Genomic DNA, 24,109 nt, shown 5'->3' with positions numbered 1-24,109 from the left:
TCGGCGCGCCGGATGTGCTGACGCGTCAGGCCGCCTGCGGCTCGATGTTCGCCTGACGGTACAGCCCGCCCACCAAGTCCGATTCGGTAACGATGCCAGCCAGCCGGCCGTCGGCATCCAGCACCGGAATGTGGTGGTGGCCGGCGCTGGCAAACATCGGCACCAGATCCGACATGGGCGCGTCTGCCGCGATGGTCTGCACGCGCGTCTTCATGTGGTCGGCCACGCGCGGCGGCGTGAGCGCGCCGATGCTGAACCAGCGGCGCAGCGTCTGGCGCATGTCTGCGGGCGCCAGGCCGAGCAGGTCGACACGCGTGACGATGCCCACCACGCGCCTGCCTTCGTCCACCACTGGCAACGCCTTGAAGCCATGCTGACGCAGCAGTTGCAGCGCGCGCGGGATCGACGTGCCGGCCGACACCGTGACGACCGGCGTGGTCATGATGTCGGCGCAGGTCAGCGCCTGGAACGTGCGCGTGTAGGCCTGCAGTTGCATCTCGCGCAGCACGGCTTCAATGTCTTCGGGGTCGATGTCGAGCAGCTCGCTCTGCCGGCGCAGCGCGGCGACGATGTCGGCGCGGGTGAAGCCGGCCGCGGTCGGCGGGCGTTCGGCAGCGGGCAGGCGCTGCGCGTGCGGATACCGGTGGCCGGTGGCGGCGTGGTACACCAGTGCGCCCACCAGCAGCAGCGCAGACTGGATCAGGATCGGCTCGAGCACGAAGCGATAGCCCAGCGCATGCACGGCCGGCCCGCCGATCACGGCGGTGAGCGCCACCGCGCCCGAAGGCGGGTGCACGCAGCGCAGCGCAAACATGCCGGCAATGGCCGCCGAGATGGCCAGCGCCGACGCAATCACCGGATCGTCCACCAGCAGCGCGAATGTCACGCCCACCGTGGCCGCCACCAGGTTGCCGCCGATGATCGACCACGGCTGCGCGAGCGGACTGGCCGGCACCGCAAACAGCAGCACGGCCGAGGCGCCCATCGGCGCGACCAGCAGCGGGATCAGCGTGGAAGCGCCTGGCACCATTTTCATCATCGTGCCGGTAAAGAGGATGCCGACGAGGGCGCCGACGGCGGAGCGGACGCGTTCGCTCCAGCGCACGGTTACGGGTGCGGGAATGAAGCTGTGGAGCCAGCGGCGCAGGGCGGGATGCAGCGGTGAAGCGGACATGGTCGACGGACGGCGATTGCCCGGACCAGGCTTCACCAAAGTCAAAAAACGGAGCCGGCGATTCTATCACGCTGTGACATAACGCGCCGTCAGCGCTGCCGTGACGTGGCGTGCCCCAATGTAGGGCGACGATCACGCAGATTTGTCAACGAAACGTCACAGTGGTTTCACAGCGCGTGCCGAGACTGCGGGGTTTTCCAGCGCTCTCTTCGGGCTCCGCGCCCGCCGCACCATGTCCTTCACTGCCCGCTCCGTGTTTTCCCGCCCGCGTCTTTGCTCAAGCCTCGTTGCGTTATTCGGCGCCCTTGCGCTGACCGCGTGCGGCGGCGGCGACGACAACACCAGCAGCACGCCCGTTGCCACGACGCAGGCCATTCCCGCGCCGCCGGCAGACCCGGGCTTTGTCGACACGGCCGCCGTGGCCACGGGCGTGCCGGCCTTCGTCGACAACATCGCCACCAACCAGCGCGGCGATGCGCGCTACGCCACGCTGGGCACCAACGCCGGCGTGCGCCTGTTCACGCGGTTTCTCGATCTTTGGCAGCCGCTGACGGAAATCGTCGATGCGGGCGTGAGTGCGCCGGCCAACGGGTCGTTCCCGGCGGTCGTCGCGTCTACGTGGACGGGCCTGCCCAATGACGGGACGGCCGGCGGCACGCAGCTCAATCTGCCGGTGCTGAACGCAAACGTTCAATACGTGGTGAACGCCACTACCAACCGCACACAGGCCCAGGCCGATGCGGCGTACTTTGACGATCGCCGCGGCAAGGGCTACAGCGTGACCGACGGCATGGGGCCGCTCACCGCCGCGTGGCGCACGCTCGCGCAGCAGACGACGTCCATCACCACCGTGCCGGCCGATGCCACCACCGTGCTCTACAACGACAGCGGCAACAACACGGGCGTGGGCACCTCGGGCGGCAATACCGCCTTCGGCAAGGTGGTCGACCTGATCAACACGGTGGGCAACAACGCCTCCACCGAGCCTTCGAAGCGCTTCTACAAATACGCCCGACCGTACCGCTGGAGCAGCAGCGTGGTCGTCGTGCCGACGCTGGTGCCGGCCGAGAGCCCGACGCCCACGACGGACGGCGGCTTCATCAGCGGCCACTCGGCCGAAGCCGTGCGCGACACCGTGGCGATGGCGTACCTGGTGCCTGAGCGGTTCCAGCAGATCCTGTCGCGCGGCATGGAGTTGGGCGAGAACCGCATCCTGGCCGGCATGCATTCGCCGCTGGACGTGATGTCGGGCCGCATGATCGGCATTGCCGCCGCCGCGGCCAACCTCGTCGATCCGGCCAATGCCGCGCTCAAGGCAGCGGCCTTCGCGCAGGCGCACACCGCGCTGATGGCGCAGACCGGCACGGATGCGACGACGTTCCCGGCGCTGGCCCAGTCCGGCACGCCGGCCACCGACCGCTTTGCCGACTACGCCACCAACCAGGCCAACTTCATGCGCCGCATGACGTTTGGCTTCACGCAGATCGGTGCGACGACGCTGGCGCCGGTGGTGCCCAAGGGCGCCGAAGTGCTGCTGGAAACGCGCTTTCCGTACCTGAGCGCCGATCAACGCCGCGTGGTGCTGAAGACGACGGAACTGCCGTCCGGCTACCCGGTGCTGGACGACGCCGAAGGCTGGGGCCGCCTCAATCTGTTCGCGGCGGCCGACGGCTACGGCGCGTTCAACGGCAACGTGATCGTGTCGATGGATGCAACGCAGGGCGGCTTCAACGCGGCCGATACGTGGCGCAACGCCATCTCGGGCGCGGGCAAGCTCACGCTGCAAGGCACCGGCAGGCTGCGTCTGGCAGGCGCCAACACGTACACCGGCGGCACGCAGGTCGCAGGCGGTGTGCTGGAGGCCGATTCGGCCAACGCATTCGGCACGGGCGACGTGTATGTCGGTGCCGGCACGCTGGCGGTCAACGCGCCGGCGGCGGTGGCCATTGCGGGCAAGTTCACGCAACTGCAGGGCACGACGCTCGACCTCGCCATCGGCCCGAACGGCCAGGGCAAGCTGAGCGTGGCCGGCCTCACCACGATTGCCGGCGGCACGCTGCACGTGAAGTTCGTGAACGGCTACGCGCCCAAGGTGGGCGACACCATCGCCGTGGTGGATGGCGCGGGCAGCAACCGCCAGTTCTCATCGGTGGTGGTGGACGGCTTCAAGGCCACGGCCATCTACACGGCCACCGGCATCCAGATCCACCTGGATGCCTGATCGTCTGATCGCCTGAAGGCTCACCTGAGCGGCAGCAGGATGTCCGTCACGGCTTCGTGCTCGGGCACGTCGGGGTAGAAGCGCACGCGCTGGAACAGCAACGGCGCGTCGCGCAATTCCTCGCCGCTGGCAGGCAGCCAATCGGCATACAGGTACGCCACGCTCTGGCCGAGCGTGTCGTCAGAGCCCGTGTGGCGCAGCACGGCGTAGCGCGCGCCTGCCAGCGCCTTGCCGATGATGCCCGCCGCATTGGGGGCGACCGGTGCCTGCGTCGCCGCGCAGATGTCCATGCGGAATGCCTCGGGCGGCACATCGTCGGGGTTGTCGTAGACGACGTTGTACGTGGCCGAAACGCTCGGGTGCAGCCGATGCTCGCGGCGCCAGGCTATGAACGTGCGGATGGTCTCGCCAAGGCGTGCGGGATCGCCGCGGTGCTCGATGGCGGCGACGGCGACGGCCTCGCGCTCGACGATCTCAACGGATTGGGTGTGCGGTTGTGCGGGCATGTGTTGGCTCCTGAGGGCGCGCAGCGCCTGTAGATCGGTGGCCCAGGACGCCCACTGCGGCGCGGCCCGAAAGGCTGACGGCGACTGCCCCGCCTGCCTGCGGAACGCCCGCGCAAATGCTTCCGGCCCTTCGTACCCGCACGCCAGCGCGATGTGGGTGATGCGCACATCGTCGCGATAGGCGAGTTGATGGGCGGCGCGCTTCAGGCGCAGCAACTGCACATAGCGCCCGACGTTCATGCCGAACAGCAACGAGAACTGACGGTGGAAGTGGTAGCTGGAAAACGCCGCCACGTTGGCCAGCCCGTCCACGTCGAGCGTGTCTTCCAGATGCGCGTCGATGTGTGCGAGCACGGTGCGGAAGCGGGCGAGGTAGCGGTCGGTGGCGGTGGTCAATGCGGTGGCTCCTGGGTGGCGATACGGTATCGCCCGCGGGGTGTGCCCGCCTGATCGAAATTGCGCAATTGGCGGCCGTGATCGTTAGCCCGTGCCGCTTGCCATGGGGCGTGGCCGGGCACATGCAGCGCATTTCGGCGGTGTGTTGGCGTCCGTGGAGTGGGTCTTGCCGTGGGGCGATGCGTTGCGGTGCCCCGGCATACAGGTCGGTGATTCACGCTCATAGATGACGGGGCCACATCATGGCAGAACAGACCTCGACACATCGCACAGAAACTGTTCGAGCCTGCAGACGGAGGGCGGCGGCACCGACACCAAACGCCGGCTTGCCGATGCGCCTGATCTGGCGCCTATTTGAAACGGCCCGACCCAGCCGGCGTGATACCCCTCTTCGAAAGGGCGTGATCTCCACTTCGCCTCTGATAGCATCCCCCAGCCCCTCCGGGGCGCCGTCTGCGGGGGCGTACCAGTACGCTGACCGCCTGCGCTGACGTATCCGAAGTCGAACCTCACACAAAAAGAATCAGGGTATGCAAAACAACAACAGCAAGTTTGGGGGCGGGCGTTTCATCCGCCGTATGGTGATGGCGTCGGCATTGACGGGCGCCGCTCTCTTGACGGGTTGCGCGAGCTTCTATGTCGACACAGCGACCAAAGCCGTGCCGGCGTCCGAAATGAAGAAGGTTGCGGATCCGAAGCCGGTGCAACTAGTGTTCGAATTTCAAACCAAAGGCGCGCCCAATCCGCGCGTGACCACGCTTCTGAAAGACACGGCCGCCAAGGAAGTCATCGAAACCGGCCTCTTCTCGAAGGTGTCGACAGAGCCGACGCCGAACGTGGGCATGCTCAATGTCACGCTGAACAACGTGCCGATCACGGACGATGCCGCGTCAAAGGGGTTCGTGACGGGTCTGACCTTTGGTCTGGCCGGCAGCGCTGTCACCGATGGCTACATCTGCACGGTGAGCTACCTGCCGCCGGGGCAGGCGACCCCCATCGTGAAGACTGCGCGTCATGCGATCCACACCACGCTGGGTAACGCCAATCCGCCCGCCGGCGCCAAGAAGTCTGCGACAGCGCTGGACGCAGTCCAACAGGTGACGCGCGAGGTGTTGAGCAACGCGCTGAAGGATCTGTCCTATGACGCCGCGTTCAACTGATTCCGGAATGACGCGTGCACTGTGGGCGGCGTTGCTTGCGGCCGCCTCGCTGCTGGCGGGCTGCGCCGAAATGCCGATGACGCCGCCCAAGCCGACTATCGAGAACGCCGCGAAGCTGCGCGCCGGTAGCCCTGCCATCGGCCCGGTCGAGGTGGGCAAATTCACGCTGGATGCTGCGCAATCGGCGAGTGTGGATAAGGGCGTCAGCATTCGCAGCAACACAGTGCGTTCGCCGGTGGAGGGCTCGTTTGCTCAATACCTGCGGGAAACCTTGCGCGTGGAGTTGCAGTCGGCAGGCTTGCTGGATGCACGTTCGGATGCGGTGATCACCGGCACGCTGCTCGACAGCTCCGTTGAAGCTCCCGTCGGGACCGGCAAAGCAGCGCTGGCAGCACGGTTTGTGGTGACGCGGTCTGGCACCGTGCGCTACGACCGCGCATTGCGCACCGAGGCTTCGTGGGATTCTCCGTTCATGGGGGTGTCGGCGATTCCACAGGCGGCAGGGCAATATGAAGCGCTCTACCGCAAGCTGGTCGGCGCGTTGCTCGACGATGCCGCCTTCCGTGCCGCTGTTGCGAGGCAGTAGCGCGCACCGCATGTGCAGGGTAGAAAAAAGAAGTCGCCCTTCGGGGCGGCTTTTTTCTTGGCAAGCAGACAAAAAAACCGCCCCGAAGGGCGGTTTCTCTTTGGCACCAGTGCTGGCTCAGGCGAACGCCTTGGCCGGCTCCCCGGCCAGACCGGCTGCTTCGCGCAGCAGCAGGGCCTTGTCGGTGGCTTCCCAGCTGAACTCCGGCTCTTCGCGGCCGAAGTGGCCGTACGCGGCGGTCTTTTCGTAGACCGGGCGCAGCAGGTCCAGCATTTGCACGATGCCCTTCGGGCGCAGGTCGAAGTGCTCCTGCACGAGCTTGGCGATCTGCTCGTCCGGGATCACGCCCGTGCCTTCCGTGTACACCGTGATGTTGATCGGGCGTGCCACGCCAATCGCGTAGCTGACCTGCACCTGGCATTGGCGCGCCAGACCGGCGGCCACCACGTTCTTGGCCACGTAGCGCGCGGCATACGCCGCCGAGCGGTCGACCTTCGACGGGTCCTTGCCCGAGAACGCACCGCCGCCATGCGGGGCTGCGCCGCCGTATGTGTCGACGATGATCTTGCGGCCGGTCAGGCCGCAGTCGCCTTGCGGGCCGCCGATGACGAAGCGGCCGGTCGGGTTCACTAGGTACTTGGTGTCGGCCAGCATGTGCGACGGGAGCACCGGCTTGATGATCTCTTCGATCACGGCTTCGCGGATGGCCTCTTGCGACATTTCGGGCGCGTGCTGGGTGGACAGCACCACGGTATCCACGCTGTGCGGCTTGCCATCCACATAACGCACCGTCACCTGCGACTTGGCGTCGGGGCGCAGCCAGGGCAGGCGGCCGTCGCGGCGCAGTTGCGACTGGCGCTCGACCAGGCGGTGTGCGTAGTAGATCGGGAAGGGCATCAGCTCGGGCGTTTCATCGCACGCGTAGCCGAACATCAGGCCCTGGTCGCCGGCGCCCTGGTTCAGGTAGTCGTCCGATGCGCGGTCGACGCCCTGCGCGATGTCCGGCGATTGCTTGTCGTAAGCGACGAGAACGGCACAGCCTTTGTAGTCGATGCCGTATTCGGTGTTGTCGTAGCCGATGCGCTTGATGGTTTCGCGCGCCACGTGGATGTAGTCGACGTTGGCCGTCGTGGTGATTTCACCCGCCAGCACCACCAGGCCGGTGTTGCACAGCGTTTCTGCTGCGACGCGCGCATATTTGTCCTGGGCGAGGATGGCGTCCAGGATGGCGTCGGAAATCTGGTCGGCGACCTTGTCGGGATGGCCCTCGGAGACCGACTCCGAGGTGAAGAGGAAGTCGTTTGACACGGCTGTTAGCTCCAGATTGGCTATCACGTTGCCAATCCGTTAAGCCACGGCCGGCGACGCTTTAGCGGTATTTAGCAACCTTGCCGAGGTTTGTGGCCAAGCAAGGATTCGCCCCGCAAGTTGTCAGTTAACTCGGCGAATCGCGCTATTATACGCGGCACTTTTCGGGGCCGCAGCACGGCCTGCCAAGACCCTGCTCTCCTGTCGACTGCGACCAACACATTGCAGCGTACGCACGCATGACCTTCCTCTACTGGCTGTTTTCACGCCTGCCCCTGTCAGTGCTGCAGGCGCTGGGCGGCTGGCTGGGAGCGTTGGCCGCCCAGGTGCCCGGCCGCTATCACGACCGGCTCATCGCCAACTTCCGCCACGCCTATCCCGACGTCACACCCGCCATGCTCAAAGAGGCTGGGCGCTCCGCCGGCCGCATGGTGTTCGAGATGCCGTACTTCTGGGTGCGCAAGAACGGGGCGCAAGTTGCGCCGCACCTGTTCGATGTCTGCCGAACCGTCATCGAGCGCGCGCTGGCAGACGGGCGCGGCCTGATTTTCCTCACGCCGCATCTGGGCTGCTTCGAGGTCCTGCCGCAGGCCTACGCGAGCGAGCATCCCGTCACATCGCTGTTCAAGCCGCCGCGCAAGGAAAGCCTGCGCGCCTGGATCGAACACATGCGCACGGGGCCGAACATGCAGATGGCCCCCGCAGACCCGCGCGGCGTGCGCATGCTGGTGCGCGCACTCAAGCGCGGCGAGGCCATTGGCATCCTGCCCGACCAGACGCCCACCGGCGGTGAAGGCGTATGGGCGCCGTTCTTCGGCAAGCCGGCCTACACGATGACGCTGGTGCACCGTCTGCATCGGCTCACAGGTGCGCCGGTCGTGGCATTGTTTGCCGAGCGGCTGCCGCGCGGTACGGGCTACCGGCTGCACGTGGAGGAGATCGGTGATCTGCCCGAAGACGCCACGCAGGCCGCCACCCGCATCAACGCCGCCATCGAGCGGTTGATTGCCGTGGCGCCGACGCAATATCTCTGGGGCTATAACCGCTACAAGCATCCCAAGGGCGCGGAAGCTCCACCCGCTGCCTGACACTGCTGCCTTTATGGAACGTTTCTCTGCCAAACTCGGACTCGGCTTCTTGTGGCTGCTGTCCTTCCTGCCGTACGGTTTCGTCGCGCGTTTTGGCGAAGGCCTTGGCGGGCTGCTGTACCGCATTCCCAATGGCCGCCGCCGCGTGGTGCTGGCCAACCTGCGCGCGTGCTTTCCCGAGAAATCGGAAGCCGAGCGCGAAGCCCTGGCGCACGAGGTTTTCCGCAAGGTCTTCCGCAGCTTTGCCGAGCGCTCGTTTGCGTGGTTCGCATCGGAAAAGCGCCTGATGCGCGTGGTGAAGATCGACGATCAGGCCAACCTGCCGGCGCTGCACGGCACGCCGCACATTCTCGTGACGCTGCATCTGTCGGGTGTGGAGATCGGCGCGCTGGCGCTGACGGACTACCTGCGCACGCACGTCGGCAACGCGGGCTGCTCGTTGTACACGCGCATGGCGAACCCGGTGCTCGATGACGCCATCAAGGCGCTGCGCAGCCGCTTTGGCGCGACCATGGTGTCGCGCAACGAAAACATCCGCCAGATCATGCGCACCATCAAGCGCGGCGAGGCGTTGCAGCTCATCTCCGACATGGATTTCGGCGAGCGCGACTCCGAGTTCGTGCCGTTCTTCGGCGTGCCGGCGCTCACGCTCAACGCCATCCCGCGCATGGCGTCGATGACCGGCGCCAAGGTCGTGCCGATGTACACCGAGATCCTGCCCAACTACGAGGGCTATGCGCTGCGCATCCTGCCGGCGTGGGAGAACTACCCCACCGGCGATCTGACTGCCGACACGCGCCGCATGAACGCCTTCTTTGAAGACGCCATCCGCCCGCGCATCACCGAGTATTACTGGGTGCACAAGCGCTTCAAGCACCGCCCCGAGGGCATGCCGGGCATTTATTGATGCCCGCAGCCGGCCCTGGGGCAACCGCGGCCGGCTCGCTTTAGAATGGGCGTTTTCCGAACGCTCATCGCCGCATCTGTGCGGCCCGCCATGAAACTGCACTTCACCAAGATGCACGGCGCGGGCAACGACTTTGTCGTGCTCGACGGCATCCAGACCCCGATCGACTTCACGCCCGAGCAATGGGCTGCCATTGCCGACCGCCACTTCGGCGTGGGGGCGGATCAGCTCCTGCTGGTCGAGCGTTCAACGCGGCCCGACGTCGATTTCCGCTACCGCATCTTCAACCACGACGGCGGCGAGGTGGAGCACTGCGGCAACGGCGCACGCTGCTTCGTCAAGTTCGTCACCGACCGCGGTCTGACCGACAAACGGACCGTGCGCGTGGAAGTCATGAACGGCATCGCCACGTTGACGATGCAGGACGATGGCCAGGTCACGGTCGACATGGGCGCACCGGTGTTCGAAGCGGCGCGCCTGCCGTTCGTGCCCGAAGGCCTGCCCACCCGCGTTGAAGGCGACGACACGCAGCACGCGCTGCAGATCAACGGCCGCACTGCATGGCTGTCGACCGTGTCGATGGGCAATCCGCACGCCGTGCAGATCGTCGACGACACGGAAGCCTTTCCCGTGCTGGAAGACGGCCCGTTGATCGAGTCGCATCCCGTGTTTCCGCGTCGCGTGAATGCGGGCTTCATGCAGATCGTCGATCGGCATTCCGTGCGTCTGCGCGTGTACGAGCGCGGCGCGGGCGAGACACTTGCTTGTGGCACCGGCGCGTGCGCAGCGGTGGTGGCCGGCATCCGCCGCGGCCTGATCGATTCGCCCGTCAAGGTCGCCACGCATGGCGGCGACCTGACCATCGCGTGGGCGGGCGTCGGCCAGCCGGTCATGATGACGGGCCCCGCCACCACCGTCTTTGAAGGCACGCTGGATTTGGATGCGCTCAAGCTGACCGCCGCCGCGCATTGACACCGCGCATGCCCCGGCGGGCCGCTGCCGCATACGTCAGAACAACAAGGAGATACCGTGGGCACGAACGGCAAGAACCTGATTGACGACTACCGTTTCGACGGCAGCAACAAGTTCAAGATCGCGAAGGTGGATGCCGCCAGCAAGCCGTTCTCCACCGGCAACAAGGCGGACGACAACGCGCGGCTGGCCGAAGTCTCGGCCAAGCTCGACGCGCTGCAGGATGTGCTCTACGCCGAGCACCGACGCAAGGTCCTGGTGATCCTGCAGGGCATGGACACCTCCGGCAAGGACGGCACCGTGCGCGGCGTCTTCCGCGCGATGGATCCGCTGGGGCTGCGCGTGGTCGGCTTCAAGGCGCCGACGCCGCAGGAACTCGCACACGACTACCTCTGGCGCGTGCACGCCCAGACGCCCGCCCGCGGCGAGATCGTCATCTTCAACCGCAGCCATTACGAAGACGTGCTCATCACGCGCGTGCACGGCGACATCGACGCGGCCGAATGCAAACGCCGCTACGGGCACATCAACGCGTTCGAGCAGATGCTGAGCGAAACCGGCACGACCATCGTCAAATGCTTCCTGCACATCTCGAAAGACGAGCAGCGCAAGCGGTTGCAGGAGCGCATCGACGATCCGAACAAACACTGGAAGTTCGACCCGGCCGATATTGCAGAGCGCGGGTTTTGGGATGGCTACATGGAGGCCTACGAGGCGGCCATCAATGCCACAGCGACGCCCGAAGCGCCCTGGTACGTGGTGCCCGCGGATTCCAAGACACATCGGAATGTGATGGTGGCGGAGATCTTGTTGCAGGTGTTTGAGGCGATGAAGCCGCAGTATCCGGAGGGGAATCCGGCGTTTGAGGCGTTGAGGATTGAGTGACTGGGGTTGGCGGTGTCGGATTTTGGCGCTGGTGGTCCATCCCCCCTTTCGTTCCCTGCCGGGACCGACTTACTTTTCTTTGTCTTGCCAAAGAAAAGTAAGCAAAAGAAAGGCGCGCCCGAGATGGCGACCCATCCCTTGAATTTGTGTGACCGTGCGGGGAAGGAGGCAAACTCGCTGCGCTCAGACAAGCCTCCTTCCTTGATCCGCCCGCTCACAAAAATTCAAGGCGCCATCAAGGGCTCAACGTCAAAAGAAAAAGGCCAACCCATCGCGCGGTTGGCCTTGTCGTTTGGGCTGGCGCCCAGAGTGTTTGGCTTTGTCCTTTGACTTTCCTGCCCTAGATGGCGCCTTGAATTTATGTTGCAGGGAGGAAAAAGAGGGGAGGCTGTCTGAGCGCAGCGAGTTTGCCTCCCCTCCCTCCCTGCAACATAAATTCAAGGAGTCTTTCGCCATCTCGGGCGCGCATTTCTTTGCTTACTTTCTTTGGGCAAGACCAAAGAAAGTGAGTCGCCCCCGGCAGGGGGTGAAACAAGGGATGAACCAAAAAAGACAAAACCCCAGCGAACAACATCCGCCGGGGTTTTCCACAACATCAAAAGCTCAAATCGCGCTAACGCCGTACTTATCCCGATACGCCGCAGCCTTTTCACGATACCCAGCCAGCGCCGGGTCACCCGCCCCATCCAGATACCCCAGCAAATCATCCAGATTGGCAATCGACACAACCGGCATGCCGTATTGAGCCTGCACATCCTGCACCGCAGAGCGCTCGCCGATATCCACCGCATTGCCGCTGCGCTCCATCCGATCCATCAGAATCAGCACGGCAGCCGGCGTTGCGCCAGCGGCGCGAATCATCTCCACCGACTCGCGCACCGAGGTGCCGGCAGAGATCACGTCATCGACGATCACCACCCGGCCCTGCAGCTTCGCGCCGACCAGGCTGCCGCCTTCGCCGTGGTCCTTGGCTTCCTTGCGGTTGTACGCAAAGCCCACATTGCGGCCCAGGCCCGCCAGCGCCACGGCGGTGGCCGATGCCAGGGTGATGCCCTTGTAGGCCGGCCCGAACAGCATGTCGAACTCGACACCGGAGTCCAGCAGGGTTTTCGCATAGAATTGCGCGACTTGGCCCAGCAGTGCGCCGTCATTGAACTTGCCGGCGTTGAAGAAATAGGGCGACGTCCGCCCCGCCTTGGTCACGAATTCCCCGAACGACAGCACGCCGGCTTCCACCGCAAAGCGGATGAAGGATTGGCGCAACTCGCTGTTTTGGCTCATCTTTTTTCTCTGGTCCGCAAAAAAGTCCCGCCATGTTACGCATCATTTCCGCCAACCTCAACGGCGTTCGCTCCGCTGCCAGCAAAGGCTTTTTTGAATGGATGGGCAAGCAGGACGCCGATTTCGTCTGCGTGCAGGAACTGAAATGCGCGCAAGACGACATGACGCCCGAATTCCTGGCGCCGCACGGCTACCACGGCGTGTTCCAGCACGCGGTGAAGAAGGGCTACAGCGGCGCGGGCATCTACACGCGCCACAAGCCCGACGAGGTCATCATCGGCTTCGATAACGGCGAGTTCGACGCCGAAGGCCGCTACGTCGAGGCCCGCTACGGCAAGCTGTCGATCATCTCGGTCTACGTGCCGTCGGGCTCCAGCGGCGAAGAGCGCCAGCAGGCCAAGTTCCGCTTCATGGACCTGTTCATGGACCACCTCAAGGACCTGCGCCACGAAAAGGGCCGCGAGGTCGTGCTGTGCGGCGACGTCAACATCGTGCACAAGGAAATCGACATCAAGAACTGGAAGGGCAACCAGAAGAACTCCGGCTGCCTGCCCGAAGAGCGCGCGTGGCTGACCAAGCTGTTCGACGAGGTCGGCTATGTGGATGTGTTCCGCACGCTCGACCAGCGCCCCGAGCAGTACACCTGGTGGAGCAACCGCGGCCAGGCGTATGCAAAGAACGTCGGGTGGCGTATCGATTACCAAATCGCCACGCCGGGCATTGCCGCCACGGCGCGACGCGTGTCGATCTTCAAGGACATCAAGTTCAGCGACCACGCGCCGCTGACGATCGATTACGACACGAAGCCGCACTGGTAAGCGGCATCGAAGTCACTTCATAGCGCTGCCGCGGAAATGTCTTCGTCAGCCGCTACAATGCAAACCTCACGCGCCGGCACCGCTTGCCGGCGTTGTCTTTGGCCCCCAGTTTTTTAGCGAGATCACCATGGCATTCAAGGTTTTCGTCGACGGTCAGGAAGGCACCACCGGCCTTCGCCTGCTCGATTATCTGTCGCAGCGCGACGATATCGAGCTGCTGCGCATCGCCGAAGACAAGCGCAAGGATTCAGCCGAGCGCGCCAAATTCCTGAATGCCGCCGATGTCGCGTTCCTGTGCCTGCCGGACGTCGCCTCGCGCGAGGCCGTCTCGCTGGTCAACAACCCGAACACCTGCATCATCGACGCCAGCACCGCGTTCCGCACGTCGGACGACTGGGTCTACGGCCTGCCCGAACTGGCCCAGGGCCAGCGCGAGCGCCTGCGCAACACCAAGCGCATCGCCGTGCCGGGCTGCCACGCCAGCGCCTTCGTGCTGCTGATGCGCCCGCTGGTGGATGCAGGCATCGTCCCGGCCGACTACCCGGTCACCGCGTTCTCGCTCACCGGTTACAGCGGCGGCGGCAAGGCCATGATCGCCGACTACCTGGCCGCCAATAACCCGAAGCTCGACAGCCCGCGCCCGTACGCGCTGGCCTTGGCGCACAAGCACCTGCCGGAGATGCGCGTGCAGAGCCGCCTGAGCCTCGCGCCGATCTTCACGCCGGTCGTCGGCAACTTCCTCAAGGGCCTGGCCGTGACGATCGGCCTGCACCCGCAGCACCTGGCGCGCAAGGTGAGCCCGACGGACATCGCCCGTGTGCTGGCCGATTACTACCAGGGCGAGCAGTTCATCCGCGTGGCGCCGGCCGACAACGTTGCGACGCTCGACAACGGCTTCTTCGATGTGCAGGGCGCCAACGACACCAACCGCGCCGACCTGTTCGTGTTCGGTTCGGACGAGCGCATGGTCGTCACCGCGCGTCTGGACAACCTGGGCAAGGGCGCGGCCGGTGCGGCGGTGCAATGCATGAACGTGCACCTGGGCGTGGACGAGGCGACGAGCCTGCATGTGGAAGCGCCGATTCCCGCAGCCGGCGCCGAGCACGCCGTGCGCGAAGCTGCGCCGGGTTTCGCGAGCTGATCGCCGCCTGAGCGGAAACGAAAAACGCGCCTTCGGGCGCGTTTTTCTTTGGGCGCGGCTTACTTGGTTTGCGCGCCGGCCGGGATGTTGAACAACATGCCGCTGCCGTTGCCGCCCGCCATCACACTCGGCGTCACGCCGTTCCACTTCTCGATGGCGGCACGCTCGAGCTTCAGGCGCTCCCACGCCAGCAGGCGGTCATCGAGCGACGAGGCGAGCGCACGGTTGGCAGCGGCTTCGCCTTCGGCAATCGCCACGCGCTTCTTGGCCTCGGCCTGGGCGGAGCGCACTTCGTTCTCGGTGCGGATGGCGTCCTGGATGGCCTTGGTCTTGGCGCTCACCGCATCGAGCAGCGCACGCGGCGGGCGCAGCGAGCCGACGATGCCGAACTGCTTGATCGACACGCCCAGCGGCGCGAGCCGCGCGTCGAGCTCCTTGGTCAGCCGCGCGACGAACTCTTCCTTCTTGCCGCCATTCACGTCGTCGAAGTTGTATTCCGAGCCGATGGCGACGATCACGTTGCGCGCGGTGTCGCGCAGGTAGCCGTGCGTGAAGGTCTCGATGCGATCGGCGCGGAAATTGGTGTAGAACGCCGGCACTTTCTCTCGATCGAGCTGGTACGAGACGGCCACGTCCACATTCACAGGCACGGCGTCCTTGGTATTGAACGTCAGCTCTTCGTTGAGCGCGCGGCCTTCATTCACGTCTTGCGTCCAGATCACGCGCTGCACGTAGGTCGGGTATTGGATGATCGCCGTCTGCACAGGGTTGTAGAACACGAACCCGGTGACGACGTTTTCATGCGTGATGCCGCGATCGACGAGCCGGTTGATCTTGATGCCCGTGTAGCCGGGCGGAATGATCTGCCAGTTCAGCAGGAAAGTCCGCCCGATGGCCAGCGCCGCGACGGCGCCGAAGACGAGCGCGAGCAGTTTGACCGGCAGCTTGCTTGCCGTGACTTGAGGCATGAGGGTTCCCCTTGCTTGTTGGTTTGCTTCTGAGGTGTGGCTGGCGGGGCGGGCGCTGCTTACGCAACGGCCTGCTTGCTGGCGCAGGAATCGTCGGCGATTCCCGTCAGGGATGGCCGCGCCCGGTGGGCGGGTGGTGGCAAGCAAGCTTGCCAATGGTGATGAGGCGGTGAGCTTCAATACGGCCGAGGTGGCGCATTGCGATGCCCGGATGTTGCGATGCACAAAGTATAGGCGGGCGCCGGATTTTTGCTGCCCTCCGGAAGCACTAGAGCGCCGCTTCGAACGGTGGGGTGCAGCGTGGCCGAATCAGGCGTCGCCGGGATTGATGCGCGCAGGGTTCCAGCCCAGCGCGTTGTACACGTGATAGCGGGCGATGCCGATCCACTCGTGCAGCGCGAAATCGGTCAGCGCAAAGTTGTATGCCATCGGCAAGGGCGATGCCGCGGCTTGCAGATCGTCGGCGCGCACGGGAATTGGCGCCATGCCGAAGTGCGTGAAATACAGCTGGCTGCGCCGCAGATGGATGGCCGACGACACGAGCACCGTGCGGTCGGCCGCGTATTGCGCCAGGACCGCGCGCGAGAATTGCGCGTTCTGCCACGTGTTCATGCTCTTGGGCTCCGTCAGCACGTCGGCCTTGTCGACGCCGAGGGCGACGAGTTCGCGGCCATAGACCGCGGCTTCCGATTCGCCGTGGTGACGGGCATCGCCGCCGCTGACCAGGATCTTGCAATCGCCGTCGGCCTTGCGGCACGCCTGGTACAACTGCGCGGCTTCCACCAGCCGCGGATACGAGAACAGCCCAGGCTCCACGGCATCGCCCACGCGGAACGTACCGGCGCCCAGCAGCACGATGGCGTTTCGCGCGCCCCATTGAATGTGCGGCTCGTTCTCGAACGGCTTTTCCAGCGAATCGAGCAGCCACGCCGGCACCGGCCCGCAGCCGATCGCCATCACCAGCACACCGGAGAACACCGCCAGCCCGCGCGCAGCCCGACGCCGGCCGCGTGCTGCGCACACCGCTGCCACGATCACCAGCACACACAGGATGGTCAGGCTCACACGTTCCTCCAGGTTGGCGCGCTACGCGCGTACATGAGGAGGCATCGTAAAGAGGAATGGACGGTTGCGCGACCCGTCTGCTTACGGGGTTGCCACCAGGCGCACGAACTCGGCCGGGGCATCGATTGCGTCCGCGCTCGGAGACAAACCGTCTTGCAGGATGTCGTCGCGCAGCAGGTCTTCCGATGTTGGTGCCGACGCTGGTCGACTGAACAGGCTTTTGAATCGCATCAGCATGCACGTTTCTGCTGTCGGTCGCACTTACCCGCCTGCGCCGCCGATTTTCCCGAGCAGCTCCCGCAACATCGCCCGCTCCGCCTGGCTCAACGCCGCCAGCATCCGCTCTTCCGTCTGCACATGCGAGGCGACCAGTCCGTCGACCAGCGCGAAGCCTTCGTCGGTCAGCACGATCCGCAGCCCGCGGCGGTCGTCCGGATCGGTCTTGCGGGCGATCAGGCCGCGCTTTTCCAGCCGGTCGAGCCGGTTCGTCATGGCGGAGGTCGACAGCAACATGTCCTTGGCCAGTGCGGAAGGCGACAGCGCCTGATCGCGGCCGTTGCGGCGCAGCGTCAGCAGCACGTCAAAACCCGCCACGTCAAGATCCGCTCCCGCCACGTTAGCGACCACGCCGCTGCGTAGCCGCTCTGCGGCGCGCCAGACATCGCCGCAGACGGCCATCGGGCTCGGGTCGATGTCTGGGCGCTCGCGTCGCCATTGCGCGAGGATGTTGTCCATCGGTCCCCCTTGCGGGGATAGGGAATCACCTTGACCCATAAAAATCCTCGTCCTAGTATTTCGACATCGAATTACTTGATGTCGAGGCTCCGAGAAATCGTATCGGTTTTGCGCTGCGGAGACAATGCGCAATCGCGCGTGCCGCACGGGAAAGCGGCGCCTTTGATAGCGCTGCACTTGCGCCGGGAGCGAAGACGCCGCTTGACCTTCCCCCTTATTTATTTCGATATCAAATAACGTTACATGGAGATTCATATGCCGTTCAACCGTCTGACGTTGATGCTTGCCACCGCTGCGGCGCCGGTGCTGTGGGGCACGACCTATCTCGTCTTCACGCAGACGCTGCCCGTCGGCCATCCGTTGCTGGTCGGCGCGCTGCGTGCGCTGCCGGCGGGCGTGCTGCTGATGCTGCTCGGCCCCGGCCTGCCGCCGCGTAGCAAGCTGCTGCCGCTGCTGTTCCTGGGGCTGGCGAATATCGGCGTGTTCTTCGCGCTGCTGTTCGTGGCGGCGCAGCGCCTGCCGGGCGGCGTGGCAGCGACGATCATGTCGGCCCAACCGCTGGTGGTCGCGCTGCTGGCGTGGCCACTGCTTGCGCGCAAGCCGCGTCCGGCGCAACTGGCCGCGGCGCTGGCCGGCTCGCTGGGGGTGGGGCTGTTGATTCTTGGCCCAGCGGCCAAGCTCGATGCAATCGGCGTGGTGGCCGCGCTGGCCGCGGCGTTCTCGATGGCGATCGGCACCGTGCTCATTGAACGCTGGGGCCGCATCGGCACGCCGTTGGCAGTGGCCGCCTGGCAGCTTGCGCTCGGCGGCCTGGCCCTGCTGCCCGTGGCGTTGTTCGTGGAAGGTCTGCCGCCTGCGCTCACGGCGCGTAACGCCTTGGGCTTTGCGTACCTCATCGTCATCGGCACGGCGCTGGGCTACTGGCTGTGGGTGCGTGGCATCGGCGTGCTGGGCGCAGACGTGACGTTCCTGTCGCTGCTCAGCCCGTTGACGGCGACGGTCTTGGGCGCGCTCGTCCTGGGTGAATGGTTCAGCCCGATGCAGACGGGCGGCGCGGTGCTGATCCTGGGCGCGACGGTGGCGGGGATGGCGTTGTCGCGGCGGGCGAAGGCGGCCGTACAAACAACAAGCCCCGCGAGGCCGGTAAAGGCTGCGGGGCTGGTTGAGCGGTGAGGCAAGGAGTGAATCTTATTGGACCGATGTCGCTACTTGCGAGAATGTCTTCAGGAAATTGGACGGGGCCCCAGACGGGTACGAATACGCGAAATCGCAACGGACGAAGTGACCCGTATCGACGTGCCACCAGCAACGATAGTCTTGGCCATAAGCTGCGGTACCAGTGCTACCGCCGGGCAGTGCAGAGTCGTTCGCGTTGGTTAGCGCGAGTACGTAATGAACGCGCAACGTATTGAAGGTGCCGGCGGGCGTGGTGAGCGACTCGTAACCTTCTACCGTAGAGGTGAGAGCGGCGGATTCGTGATAACCGGCCGCACAGCTGTAGAACCACGTCGTCTGCCACGATTTGCCGACTGACATCGGGAAATTCAGCATTTTTCGCACGGGCCCATAGCTGCAAGCGTTGTCGCCGCCACTATTGATATTGAGATAGGTGCGGGTGAGGCGGTTGTTGTCCGCGTCGTAGGTGTACCGCTCCGAAGGCGTGGCGGCGGCATCTACGGTTGAATCCACGGTGCTCTGACCGTTCGCGACGGCAGTCGTAACGTTTGTGCGCGTGCGGGTTGAAACCGAACCGTCCAGGCGCGTGCTGTTTTCTGACCAGACCACCGTTGAACCGACATGCTGCGCCACGGCACTGTACTCATGCGGCGTCACCGTGACCGTCACCTTGGCCGACTTGCTCGCGTCCTTGGCCGACGTCACGGTCACCGTGAACGTGCCGCCCGGCGGGCTCTTCAGGCCAGCAGTCCAGCTCTGCGTGCTGGCACCCTTGACCGAGACTTCGGTATTGCTCGTTGCATCGCCGGACTTCCAATTGACGTCGGTGCTGCTATCCAGGCGCAGATCTTGCCCGGACTTGACCGTCAGCGTGGCATTTTGGCCGCTGGTTGCGCTAAACGTTTGCACCTTGGTTCCGCCTACGGTTGCGCTAACCGAAAAGCTGTTCGGGTCAGCAACGCTGCCGCTATCGCCGCCACCGCCGCAGGCGCTCAGCGCGCATGCCAGTGCAATTCCCGTAAATCCCTTGCCCCATGCCTTCATTTTTGTACGTATCCCTGTCGCTGTGATTTTTGTGGAGATTTGTGCGCAGAAAATCTGCCGGCGCAGCGTACAAGCGGGGCGAATTTGTTTTCTTAGGATTTGCTTAGCGCGGGGTAACTCCCCACTAACTGGTGGGCCACGCAGTCATTAACACGATTGCGAACACAAAACGCGCGGCAAAACGCAGACATTTGCGTGTGCGCACAGCGTGCTGACGGCAAGAGTGGCAGCTGATGTGGGTTTCAAGCGTATCGCGATGCAATCCGACGGCACCTTGGGATGAGGCGCGGTAAATCGCTGGCGATTATTGCCGCCGCACCATCGGCCGCATCGGCGCCTCATCGCCATTATCAACAGGCGCGGCGCCCAGATATTGCATGTTCGACCGATATTCCGGCAGTTTCGCCATCGTCATATGTCGGGCGTCGGCAAACAGCGTAAGCGTTTCGGGCAAATGGCGTGACAGCACCGCCATGCGCGTGCGCCCCGAGGGGTGCGTCGACAGAAACTGCTTTTGCTCCGTCCCGCCGATCGAACCCATTTTCTGCCACAGCGTGAGGGCAGCGCGCGGGTCGTAGCCGGCGCGGGAGGCGATGTCCATGCCGACCAGGTCGGCCTCTGTTTCCTCCGCACGCGAGAAGGCCAGCAGGTGCATCTTGGCGCCTTCGCCCAGGTCCGTGTCGCCCCGGTTGCCGAAGCCGAACAGCTGCGAGATGACGTTGGCGCCCAGGTTGGTGATCTCGCGCTGGCCGGCGCGGGCGCGGGCGTGCTCGCGCAGCGCGTGGGCGATCTCGTGGCCGAGCGCCATGGCGAGTTCGTCGTCCGTCAGCTTGAACTGTTCGAGCAGCCCCGAAAACACGGCGATCTTGCCGCCGGGCATGCAAAAGGCATTCACCTGCGACGAGCCGATCAGGTTGACCTCCCACTGCCAGCGCGCGGCGTCGGGGTTCCAGCGCGGCGCCTGCGGTGTGAGGCGCCTGACGATGCCGCGGATGCGGATGAGGTCGGGCACGTTGTCGGGCGCCAGCGCGCCTTCGTGGGCGGCGTTGTCGACGATGCCCTGGTATTCGTCCAGCGCGCGCTTGTCGATTTCTTCCGCCGGAATGACGAGGCGGATGTTGGGCGATGTGGTGGTCGGCGCTTCCAGCTTCACGCCGTCGGCGGGCACGGGCAGCGGGCCGTCCATGGCGGTGGCCCACGCAGACAGCGCGAGGCCGATGGCGGTCAGCAGGGAGCGTGTGGCGCGGGGCATATGGATGAGGGGCCGAATCCGTGCGACATAATATCGGCCAACGCACCGCGCCACGCTACGTGGCAACCCGCATTCGCACTCGCCTCCGGCCCGCCGCATGACCTTCCACGATTACCTCGATATTTTCCGCAACCGCCGCATCGGCGCGATGCTGCTGCTGGGCTTTGCCTCCGGCCTGCCGCTGGCGCTCACCTCGGGCACGCTGCAGGCGTGGATGACGGTGGAAGGACTGGATATCCGCACCATCGGGCTGTTCTCGCTGGTGGGGCAGGCGTACATCTTCAAGTTTCTCTGGGCGCCGCTGATGGACCGCTTCACGCCGCCCCTCATGGGCCGTCGTCGCGGCTGGCTGGTGCTGACGCAGGCAGGGCTCGTGGCGTCGATTGCCGCCATGGCGTTCACGCCGCCGCACGCCGCGCTCTGGGCACTGGCCGGGCTGGCGGTGCTGGTGGCGTTTTTGTCGGCGTCGCAGGACATCGTCTTCGATGCCTACAGCACCGACGTGCTGCATTCGAGCGAGCGCGGCGTCGGCGCAGCCGTGAAGGTGCTCGGCTACCGGCTGGCGATGCTGGTGTCGGGCGGCCTGGCGCTGTATCTGGCTGATCGCGTCATGGGCTGGAGCAACATGTATCTGCTGATGGCCGGCCTGATGGCGCTGGGCATCTTCACGACGCTGTGGTCGCCCGAGCCGGAGGTGTCGGCGCGCCCGCCGCGCAGCCTGCAGGAGGCGGTGGTCGGCCCGCTGCGGGACTTTTTCTCGCGCCGTGGCGCCTGGGCGCTGCTGGCGCTGATCGTGCTCTACAAGCTGGGCGATGCGTTTGCGGGCAGCCTGTCGACGACGTTCCTGATCCGCGGCGTCGGTTTTTCTGCGGGTGAGGTCGGCATCGTCAACAAGACGCTCGGCTTGGCCGCCACCATCGTGGGCGCGCTGTATGGCGGCACGCTGATGGTCCGGCTGGGGCTGGTGCGGGCGCTGCTGCTTTTTGGCGTGCTGCAGGCGGTGTCGAACCTGGGCTATTGGGTGCTGGCCGTGACGCCGCAGCATCTGTGGACGATGGCGGTGGCCATCGGCATCGAGAACATCTGCGGTGGCATGGGCACGGCGGCCTTTGTGGCGTTGCTGATGGCGTTGTGCAACCGGTCGTTCTCGGCGACGCAGTATGCGTTGCTGTCGGCGCTGGCTTCCATCGGCCGCGTGTACGTCGGGCCCACCTCGGGCTACCTCGTTGAAGCGTACGGCTGGCCGGCGTTCTACCTGATGACCGTGGTGTTTGCCTTCCCGGGCCTGGCGCTGCTGTGGTGGATGCGCGGCACGATCGGCCGCTACGAAGCCGAGCAGAACGAACGCGCCTTGGAAGCCAAAGCGGCCAAGGCTGCGTCAGCCTGATCGACTAACCCAAGCGGTTCGAGCGATCGGCATCCGCAAAGCCGGCCAGCGGCAGCGCCGCATCGATGCCTTTGCCCAGCGCGATGGCCTTGAACAGCTCGCCCATTTCCGCTTCCGACAGCAGCTTCTGCACGGCATTGGCGGCCGGCAGAAACTGCATCGGATCGGACGGGTCCAGCGTCATCAGCAGCTCACCCACACCGGCGCTTAACAGGAAGCGCGCCTGGCTCGTGTAGCCGAGCAGTTCCAGCCCGGCTTCCTGCCCCGCCTGGGCGATCCCCGAAAAATCGACGTGCGCGGTGATGTCCTGCAGGCCTGGCAGCCAGAACGGATCGTCGTGCGCGTGCTGGCGGTAGTGGCACATGAGCGTGCCGTTGGCGCGCTGCGCGTGGTAGTACTCCGCAGCCGGGAAACCGTAGTCGATCAGCAGCAACAAGCCGCGCTCAAGTGCCGCGCCGGCGCTGCGGATGAAGCCCTCGGCGGCCTCGTGTGATTCGGTGATGAGATCGTCCGTGCCCGGCAGGGCGGCCAGCTTGGCGGGCACCTCCGACGGGTCAACAAGCCGCTCTTTCCATTGCAGGCCGTTGTCGACATCGAGCACCACGCCGCGCTGGTGCCACACGCCGTCGCGGCGCGCCCAGAGCGACACGGGCATCGCATCGAGCACTTCGTTGCCAACCATCACGCCGGTGAACGGCGCAGGCAACGTGTCATGCCACCGCGCGAGGGCGCCCAGCTCGGGGCCGAGCGCAGCCAGGCGTTCCTGTTGGCGCTGGCGAAGCTCGCCGGAGAGTTCGACGATGCCGTAGCTGTCGGGCCGCGCGCCCAGCGCATCCAATTCGGTGAGGATGTCGGCGGCCAGTTTGCCGGTGCCCGCGCCAAATTCCAGCACGTGGCGCTGGCCTTCCGGCAGTGCCTGCAGCACCTGCGCGATCTGGTGCGCCACGGTGCGGCCGAAGAACGGCGTCAATTCGGGCGCGGTGATGAAGTCGCCGCCGTCTTCCACGCGGCGGCCGAACTTGGCCGCGCCGCCGCTGTAATAGCCGAGGCCCGGCGCGTAGAGCGCCAGTTCCATGTAGCGGTCGAACGGAAGCCAGCCGCCGGCGGCCGCAATGGCGTCGGCGATCACGGCGAACAGGTGCGCGGACTGCGCCTGCGCCGCCTCGTTGGGAAGCGGTAAACTCACGGTTTTGCTCATCGGCGAATTGTAAACAATGGCGCAGACGCCCAACCAGTCCACTGCGGAATCGACCGCAGAATCCGCTACTCAGCGGCGCATCGCCCTCGTTACCGGCGCAGGCCGCCGCGTTGGGCGCGTCATTGCCCTGGCGCTGGCCCGGCACGGCTGGGATGTGGCCGTGCATTGCCACCGCTCGCGCGCCGAGGCCGACGCCGTGGCCGCCGAGATCATCGCCATGGGCCGCCGCGCCGCCGTGCTGCAGGCCGACCTGTCGGACGAAGCCGCCGCTGGCCGCCTGATTGCCGATTGCAGCGCTGCACTGGGTACGCCCACCTGCCTGGTCAACAACGCGTCTTTGTTCCAGTACGACGTGGCGACCAGCTTCAGCTATGCGTCGCTCGATACGCACATGCGCACCAACGTGGCCGCGCCGCTGCTGCTGTCGCGCGAGCTGCACCGGGCGTTGACGGCCGATGGCGCCCAGGGCCACGGCGTCGTCATTAACCTGCTCGACCAGAAGCTCGACAATCTGAACCCGGATTTCCTCTCTTACACGCTGTCGAAAGCAGCGCTGTCGACGGCCACGATGCAGCTTGCGCAGGCCCTGGCGCCCGCGCTGCGTGTGGTGGGCGTGGCGCCGGGCATCACGATGGTGTCGGGCGACCAGTCGCAGGGCGGGTTTGCACGCGCGCACCAGATGACGCCGCTGGGCCAGTCGTCCACGCCGGAAGATATTGCCGAGGCGGTGTGCTATCTCGCCACCGCCCGCGCCGTCACCGGCACCACGCTGTTCGTCGACGGAGGCCAGCATCTGATGCCGCTGGCCCGCGACGTGATGTTCCTGACTGAATAAACAACT

At 65.4% G+C, this 24,109-nt stretch carries 23 protein-coding genes; 12 read left to right on the top strand and 11 right to left on the bottom strand.

The genetic code is table 11. The features are described from left to right. Positions 1 to 25 precede the first annotated feature (25 nt). The gene (locus R2669_RS13130) at positions 26 to 1,174 is read right to left on the bottom strand and encodes an HPP family protein (protein WP_147218768.1); all 1,149 of its coding nucleotides are present in this window, start codon (positions 1,172 to 1,174) and stop codon (positions 26 to 28) included. Positions 1,175 to 1,406: 232 nt separating this feature from the next. Between R2669_RS13130 and R2669_RS13125 the strand changes: the two genes are divergently transcribed. Beyond that, a complete protein-coding gene (locus tag R2669_RS13125; protein ID WP_316888880.1) occupies positions 1,407 to 3,395 on the top strand; it encodes an acid phosphatase in 1,989 nt (662 codons plus the stop codon). A 20-nt stretch (positions 3,396 to 3,415) separates the two neighbouring features. On the opposite strand, the gene R2669_RS13120 is transcribed toward R2669_RS13125, so the two are convergent. Beyond that, positions 3,416 to 4,297: an AraC family transcriptional regulator gene (locus tag R2669_RS13120; protein WP_316900506.1), complete on the bottom strand. Its 882-nt coding sequence runs from the start codon at positions 4,295 to 4,297 to the stop codon at positions 3,416 to 3,418. Between the two features lie 530 nt (positions 4,298 to 4,827). Here R2669_RS13120 and R2669_RS13115 point away from each other — a divergent pair. Continuing rightward, positions 4,828 to 5,457, top strand: a complete 630-nt coding sequence (locus R2669_RS13115; RefSeq protein WP_316900505.1) for a hypothetical protein — start codon at positions 4,828 to 4,830, stop codon at positions 5,455 to 5,457. Positions 5,458 to 5,464: 7 nt separating this feature from the next. Beyond that, a complete protein-coding gene (locus tag R2669_RS13110) occupies positions 5,465 to 6,043 on the top strand; it encodes a hypothetical protein (protein ID WP_316900504.1) in 579 nt (192 codons plus the stop codon). Positions 6,044 to 6,160: 117 nt separating this feature from the next. On the opposite strand, the gene metK is transcribed toward R2669_RS13110, so the two are convergent. Continuing rightward, a complete protein-coding gene (gene metK / locus R2669_RS13105) occupies positions 6,161 to 7,351 on the bottom strand; it encodes a methionine adenosyltransferase (protein ID WP_045205042.1) in 1,191 nt (396 codons plus the stop codon). 239 nt (positions 7,352 to 7,590) lie between these two features. On the opposite strand from metK, the gene R2669_RS13100 reads away from it, so the two are divergent. The 4 genes from R2669_RS13100 (at position 7,591) to R2669_RS13085 (ending at position 11,203) form a co-directional block, all read left to right on the top strand. Further along, on the top strand, positions 7,591 to 8,439 hold the full coding sequence (locus R2669_RS13100; protein WP_316900502.1) for a lysophospholipid acyltransferase family protein: 849 nt from the start codon (positions 7,591 to 7,593) through the stop codon (positions 8,437 to 8,439). Positions 8,440 to 8,452: 13 nt separating this feature from the next. Then, positions 8,453 to 9,346 carry a lipid A biosynthesis lauroyl acyltransferase gene (locus tag R2669_RS13095; protein WP_147218780.1) on the top strand — a complete coding sequence of 298 codons (894 nt, stop codon included), beginning with the start codon at positions 8,453 to 8,455 and terminating at the stop codon, positions 9,344 to 9,346. 90 nt (positions 9,347 to 9,436) lie between these two features. Continuing rightward, positions 9,437 to 10,318 (top strand): diaminopimelate epimerase, encoded by an 882-nt coding sequence (gene dapF / locus R2669_RS13090; protein WP_316888874.1) that lies wholly within the window; start codon positions 9,437 to 9,439, stop codon positions 10,316 to 10,318. 57 nt (positions 10,319 to 10,375) lie between these two features. Beyond that, a complete protein-coding gene (locus R2669_RS13085; RefSeq protein ID WP_316888872.1) occupies positions 10,376 to 11,203 on the top strand; it encodes a polyphosphate kinase 2 family protein in 828 nt (275 codons plus the stop codon). A gap of 603 nt (positions 11,204 to 11,806) precedes the next feature. Here R2669_RS13085 and pyrE read toward each other — a convergent pair. Continuing rightward, the gene (gene pyrE / locus R2669_RS13080; RefSeq protein WP_316875077.1) at positions 11,807 to 12,484 is read right to left on the bottom strand and encodes an orotate phosphoribosyltransferase; all 678 of its coding nucleotides are present in this window, start codon (positions 12,482 to 12,484) and stop codon (positions 11,807 to 11,809) included. A gap of 32 nt (positions 12,485 to 12,516) precedes the next feature. On the opposite strand from pyrE, the gene R2669_RS13075 reads away from it, so the two are divergent. Next, positions 12,517 to 13,302: an exodeoxyribonuclease III gene (locus R2669_RS13075; protein ID WP_316888870.1), complete on the top strand. Its 786-nt coding sequence runs from the start codon at positions 12,517 to 12,519 to the stop codon at positions 13,300 to 13,302. 127 nt (positions 13,303 to 13,429) lie between these two features. Continuing rightward, entirely contained in the window at positions 13,430 to 14,443 is a 1,014-nt protein-coding gene (gene argC / locus R2669_RS13070; RefSeq protein ID WP_012760871.1) for an N-acetyl-gamma-glutamyl-phosphate reductase, read from the top strand. Positions 14,444 to 14,502: 59 nt separating this feature from the next. On the opposite strand, the gene R2669_RS13065 is transcribed toward argC, so the two are convergent. The 4 genes from R2669_RS13065 to R2669_RS13050 all read right to left on the bottom strand — a co-directional run bounded on the left by R2669_RS13065 (position 14,503) and on the right by R2669_RS13050 (position 17,250). Then, the gene (locus R2669_RS13065) at positions 14,503 to 15,411 is read right to left on the bottom strand and encodes a prohibitin family protein (RefSeq protein ID WP_316900500.1); all 909 of its coding nucleotides are present in this window, start codon (positions 15,409 to 15,411) and stop codon (positions 14,503 to 14,505) included. Positions 15,412 to 15,720: 309 nt separating this feature from the next. Further along, entirely contained in the window at positions 15,721 to 16,476 is a 756-nt protein-coding gene (locus R2669_RS13060; protein ID WP_316888868.1) for a YdcF family protein, read from the bottom strand. An 81-nt stretch (positions 16,477 to 16,557) separates the two neighbouring features. Then, on the bottom strand, positions 16,558 to 16,713 hold the full coding sequence (locus tag R2669_RS13055) for a hypothetical protein (RefSeq protein ID WP_316900497.1): 156 nt from the start codon (positions 16,711 to 16,713) through the stop codon (positions 16,558 to 16,560). Between the two features lie 24 nt (positions 16,714 to 16,737). Beyond that, on the bottom strand, positions 16,738 to 17,250 hold the full coding sequence (locus R2669_RS13050) for a MarR family winged helix-turn-helix transcriptional regulator (RefSeq protein ID WP_316900496.1): 513 nt from the start codon (positions 17,248 to 17,250) through the stop codon (positions 16,738 to 16,740). Between the two features lie 216 nt (positions 17,251 to 17,466). On the opposite strand from R2669_RS13050, the gene R2669_RS13045 reads away from it, so the two are divergent. Further along, complete coding sequence (locus R2669_RS13045) at positions 17,467 to 18,384, top strand: EamA family transporter (RefSeq protein WP_316900494.1); 918 nt, start codon at positions 17,467 to 17,469, stop codon at positions 18,382 to 18,384. Between the two features lie 15 nt (positions 18,385 to 18,399). On the opposite strand, the gene R2669_RS13040 is transcribed toward R2669_RS13045, so the two are convergent. Further along, positions 18,400 to 19,431 carry a hypothetical protein gene (locus R2669_RS13040; RefSeq protein WP_316875067.1) on the bottom strand — a complete coding sequence of 344 codons (1,032 nt, stop codon included), beginning with the start codon at positions 19,429 to 19,431 and terminating at the stop codon, positions 18,400 to 18,402. 304 nt (positions 19,432 to 19,735) lie between these two features. Further along, entirely contained in the window at positions 19,736 to 20,683 is a 948-nt protein-coding gene (locus tag R2669_RS13035; RefSeq protein WP_147215921.1) for a M48 family metallopeptidase, read from the bottom strand. Between the two features lie 97 nt (positions 20,684 to 20,780). Here R2669_RS13035 and R2669_RS13030 point away from each other — a divergent pair, with 97 nt between their 5' ends. Beyond that, a complete protein-coding gene (locus R2669_RS13030; protein WP_027678574.1) occupies positions 20,781 to 22,070 on the top strand; it encodes a muropeptide transporter in 1,290 nt (429 codons plus the stop codon). Positions 22,071 to 22,074: 4 nt separating this feature from the next. Here R2669_RS13030 and R2669_RS13025 read toward each other — a convergent pair whose 3' ends face one another. Continuing rightward, the gene (locus tag R2669_RS13025; RefSeq protein WP_316900491.1) at positions 22,075 to 23,268 is read right to left on the bottom strand and encodes a class I SAM-dependent methyltransferase; all 1,194 of its coding nucleotides are present in this window, start codon (positions 23,266 to 23,268) and stop codon (positions 22,075 to 22,077) included. A gap of 16 nt (positions 23,269 to 23,284) precedes the next feature. Between R2669_RS13025 and R2669_RS13020 the strand changes: the two genes are divergently transcribed. Further along, on the top strand, positions 23,285 to 24,103 hold the full coding sequence (locus R2669_RS13020) for an SDR family oxidoreductase (protein WP_147215915.1): 819 nt from the start codon (positions 23,285 to 23,287) through the stop codon (positions 24,101 to 24,103). Positions 24,104 to 24,109 lie beyond the last annotated feature (6 nt).

The sequence above is a fragment of the Ralstonia edaphi genome, from assembly GCF_958350185.1.
GTDB lineage: Bacteria > Pseudomonadota > Gammaproteobacteria > Burkholderiales > Burkholderiaceae > Ralstonia > Ralstonia edaphi.
This window is presented reverse-complemented; position numbering and strand designations above follow the sequence as displayed.

What these genes read in the sequence shown, in the direction of transcription:
- R2669_RS13130 (WP_147218768.1), bottom strand. Translation starts at nt 1,174, where the DNA reads ATGTCCGCTTCACCGCTGCATCCCGCCCTGCGCCGCTGGCTCCACAGC.
- R2669_RS13125 (WP_316888880.1), top strand. Translation starts at nt 1,407, where the DNA reads ATGTCCTTCACTGCCCGCTCCGTGTTTTCCCGCCCGCGTCTTTGCTCA.
- R2669_RS13115 (WP_316900505.1), top strand. Translation starts at nt 4,828, where the DNA reads ATGCAAAACAACAACAGCAAGTTTGGGGGCGGGCGTTTCATCCGCCGT.
- R2669_RS13110 (WP_316900504.1), top strand. Translation starts at nt 5,465, where the DNA reads ATGACGCGTGCACTGTGGGCGGCGTTGCTTGCGGCCGCCTCGCTGCTG.
- R2669_RS13100 (WP_316900502.1), top strand. Translation starts at nt 7,591, where the DNA reads ATGACCTTCCTCTACTGGCTGTTTTCACGCCTGCCCCTGTCAGTGCTG.
- R2669_RS13095 (WP_147218780.1), top strand. Translation starts at nt 8,453, where the DNA reads ATGGAACGTTTCTCTGCCAAACTCGGACTCGGCTTCTTGTGGCTGCTG.
- dapF (WP_316888874.1), top strand. Translation starts at nt 9,437, where the DNA reads ATGAAACTGCACTTCACCAAGATGCACGGCGCGGGCAACGACTTTGTC.
- pyrE (WP_316875077.1), bottom strand. Translation starts at nt 12,484, where the DNA reads ATGAGCCAAAACAGCGAGTTGCGCCAATCCTTCATCCGCTTTGCGGTG.
- R2669_RS13075 (WP_316888870.1), top strand. Translation starts at nt 12,517, where the DNA reads ATGTTACGCATCATTTCCGCCAACCTCAACGGCGTTCGCTCCGCTGCC.
- argC (WP_012760871.1), top strand. Translation starts at nt 13,430, where the DNA reads ATGGCATTCAAGGTTTTCGTCGACGGTCAGGAAGGCACCACCGGCCTT.
- R2669_RS13065 (WP_316900500.1), bottom strand. Translation starts at nt 15,411, where the DNA reads ATGCCTCAAGTCACGGCAAGCAAGCTGCCGGTCAAACTGCTCGCGCTC.
- R2669_RS13055 (WP_316900497.1), bottom strand. Translation starts at nt 16,713, where the DNA reads ATGCTGATGCGATTCAAAAGCCTGTTCAGTCGACCAGCGTCGGCACCA.
- R2669_RS13050 (WP_316900496.1), bottom strand. Translation starts at nt 17,250, where the DNA reads ATGGGTCAAGGTGATTCCCTATCCCCGCAAGGGGGACCGATGGACAAC.
- R2669_RS13045 (WP_316900494.1), top strand. Translation starts at nt 17,467, where the DNA reads ATGCCGTTCAACCGTCTGACGTTGATGCTTGCCACCGCTGCGGCGCCG.
- R2669_RS13040 (WP_316875067.1), bottom strand. Translation starts at nt 19,431, where the DNA reads ATGAAGGCATGGGGCAAGGGATTTACGGGAATTGCACTGGCATGCGCG.
- R2669_RS13035 (WP_147215921.1), bottom strand. Translation starts at nt 20,683, where the DNA reads ATGCCCCGCGCCACACGCTCCCTGCTGACCGCCATCGGCCTCGCGCTG.
- R2669_RS13030 (WP_027678574.1), top strand. Translation starts at nt 20,781, where the DNA reads ATGACCTTCCACGATTACCTCGATATTTTCCGCAACCGCCGCATCGGC.
- R2669_RS13025 (WP_316900491.1), bottom strand. Translation starts at nt 23,268, where the DNA reads ATGAGCAAAACCGTGAGTTTACCGCTTCCCAACGAGGCGGCGCAGGCG.
- R2669_RS13020 (WP_147215915.1), top strand. Translation starts at nt 23,285, where the DNA reads ATGGCGCAGACGCCCAACCAGTCCACTGCGGAATCGACCGCAGAATCC.